The 2,811-nt window shown below is 31.1% G+C and carries 3 protein-coding genes and 1 pseudogene; 1 reads left to right on the top strand and 3 read right to left on the bottom strand.

Annotated elements, in window-relative coordinates:
* Positions 1-111 precede the first annotated feature (111 nt).
* A pseudogene (locus HMPREF2881_RS11340) lies at positions 112-474 on the bottom strand (CorA family divalent cation transporter); the annotation flags it as partial.
* A gap of 31 nt (positions 475-505) precedes the next feature.
* Positions 506-1,120: a TetR/AcrR family transcriptional regulator gene (locus HMPREF2881_RS11335; protein WP_002487365.1), complete on the bottom strand. Its 615-nt coding sequence runs from the start codon at positions 1,118-1,120 to the stop codon at positions 506-508.
* A 165-nt stretch (positions 1,121-1,285) separates the two neighbouring features.
* Here HMPREF2881_RS11335 and HMPREF2881_RS11330 point away from each other — a divergent pair, with 165 nt between their 5' ends.
* Complete coding sequence (locus HMPREF2881_RS11330; RefSeq protein ID WP_002488417.1) at positions 1,286-2,563, top strand: YhgE/Pip domain-containing protein; 1,278 nt, start codon at positions 1,286-1,288, stop codon at positions 2,561-2,563.
* 197 nt (positions 2,564-2,760) lie between these two features.
* Here HMPREF2881_RS11330 and HMPREF2881_RS11720 read toward each other — a convergent pair.
* On the bottom strand, positions 2,761-2,811 hold a 51-nt coding region (locus HMPREF2881_RS11720), incomplete at its 5' end, for a type I toxin-antitoxin system Fst family toxin (protein ID WP_141752631.1).

Raw genomic sequence — 2,811 nt, 5'->3', positions numbered from 1 at the left:
TTGTCTTTTTTATAATTTTTTTGATTATTTTCAGTTCGTTGAGCTGTTACTTTTCTTATATTAAGTGCCATTAGCACAAATCCTAGTTCTCTTTTAGCTTTATCTATCCTTATCTTGTCGCGCATAATTTTCTAAAAATTCATTTTCAGCATCACAGATTGTTAAAATGAGTCCTTTTCCAATAACAATACCTAATGGAATGGTAACGAATAATAAGACACGACGATTGGTTGAACTGACGATGGGTAAGTCAATAATGATAAATGAGTAACCTGTGTCATCATCATATTCGATACGTGCACTTTCATCCGCATCTAATGGATCTCGGATAAAATCTTCAGGTAAGTTATACGTTTCTATTAATTGTTCAATTTATTCTCTATCAGGTTCTACAACATTAATCCATGATGCAGAGTGGTCTAAAGTCGTTTCAACGATGTCGTTGTTTGTTGAATGTTTATATGCAGTTAGCATGGTTAATGATTCCTTTCATATTCATTTAGTCTCAGTTGGATTGAGTACGTTCATAATGATTTTGGATCATAATACGTAGCGGCCCATTATAAATGATATTAAAAATATGTTTGGTTAACTCATTTACAGAGAGTCGATGATCATCCTGTACCCAATATTTGATAATTGAAATGGTAGCACCTGAAACATAACTATGAAAATACATTTCAGGAATACCATCAATCTCATGATTAATACTAATATATTTTTGCATATTTTCTTTCATTAAGGAATGAATTTTTTCTTCAAGTCTACTTTTACGTTCTAGCTGAAGAATCGTATGATAAAACTCCATGTTATCAGAGATATGTTGTAATACCTTAGTCAAAACATTATTTATAAAATCTTCAGCGGTATTTTCTGGTGAACTAATATCGAGTTGATTAAATTGAGTCGATGTCCAAATTTGGGATATACATTCATCTTCCATATCGGTTAATAACATGTATTTATCTTCATAATGTAAGTAAAATGTACCACGATTAATATCTGCTTGATCTGAAATATCTTGAACAGTAATTTTGTCGAGGTCTTTACGCTTTAAAAGGTCAGTAAAAGCACGCTTAATAGCTGACTTCGTCTTTCGTATTCTCCTATCTTCTTTCATAAAATATCGACCTCCTAATAATAAATAGACAAAAATGTACAATCTGTTCAATAACATACAGTATTTGAATAATTGATTATTGTTTATTTTTGACTATCTCATTATAATTTACAAAGTATTAAATATTCAACAAATTGTTCAATAAATTGTAGGAGGTTAGATTTCATGAATATTTTTAAAAGTAAACTATTATGGCTTGCACCTATTGCAGCGATATTATTATTAGTTATTTTCTCTTTGGCATTTTATCCAGCGTTTAATCCAAAACCAAAACAATTGCCAATAGCCGTTGTAAACAATGATAAAGGTGTAGACATTCAAGGTAATAAAGTAAATATCGGGAAAAAAATTGAAGATAAATTAATGGATAGTGATTCTGATACAGTTAAATGGGTTAAAGTTGATAAAGAATCAGATATTAAAAAAGGTCTTAAAGATGAAAAATACTATGGGGTAGCTATTTTTAATAAAGACTTTTCTAAAAATGCAATGAGTAAAACACAAAAAGTAGTGATGGATAGTAAAAAGGCAGAAATGAAAGAAAAAGTTGAATCAGGTGAAATCCCTGCAGCTGCCGTTCAACAAATGCAACAAAAAATGGGTAACCAAAAAGTTGATGTGAAACAAGCAACATTTAAAGCTATTGTAAATAAAGGTGCAAGCTTGCAAGCAGCTACGATTACTGGTAATGTGCTTGATGGCATGGGTGATAATTTGAATAAACAAATTACATCACAAAGTCTTAGCACATTAGAAAAACAAGACGTTAAAGTGAGTGCCTCAGATATTAAAGGCATTACAAATCCTGTTAAAGTTGATAATAAAGAAATTCATAAAGTTAAAGACCATCAAGCTGGCGGTAATGCACCGTTCTTAATGTTCATGCCAGTATGGATGGGATCACTTGTAACATCTGTATTATTATTCTTTGCTTTCAGAACAAGTAATAACTTTAAAATTCAACACAGAATTATTGCATCATTAGGCCAAATGTTATTAGCTGTAATCACAGCATTTGCTGCAAGTTTCGCTTATGTGTACTTCATGCATGGTGTATTAGGATTTGATTTTAATCATACAAACCGAGTAGCACTCTTCTTAGCTATTTCAATACTTGGATTTATCGGATTAATTCTAGGTATTATGGTCTGGTTAGGAATGAAATCTATTCCAATCTTTGTCATTTTAATGTTCTTTAGTATGCAATTAGTCACATTACCTAAAGAAATGCTACCTAAAGCATATCAAGGTTGGGTTTATAAAATTGATCCATTCACACATTATACAAATACCCTTAGAGAAATTATCTACATGGGTAGTCATATTGAAATGAATTCAACTATATGGATGATGATTGGCTTTATTATATTTGGCGCAATATCTAGTTTAACTGCAGCTATTGTAAGAAAACATAGTAATAAACGTACTGAAATTCCATCATAAGAATTTAATTTTATCCCTCGATTTAGCAGATTGCTATTTAACATATTTCTTCTGATTGATTAAATTATCACAAGAAGTAATTTTGCATTTCTCCACTAACCAGTGTTATAATATGATTAACAAGAATTCTAGCGTGAATACACCAATCCCCTCACTACGGCAATAGTGAGGGGATTTTTAGGTGTGGCTATAGTCGCCTATTTATCGTTGCGATTACGTAGCCAATGCGTAAATAACGCAACAATACA

The organism is Staphylococcus sp. HMSC057A08 (genome assembly GCF_001812925.1).
Classification (GTDB): domain Bacteria; phylum Bacillota; class Bacilli; order Staphylococcales; family Staphylococcaceae; genus Staphylococcus; species Staphylococcus hominis.
Note: the sequence above shows the minus strand (reverse complement) of the source record. Positions and strands in the feature narration are given on the sequence as shown.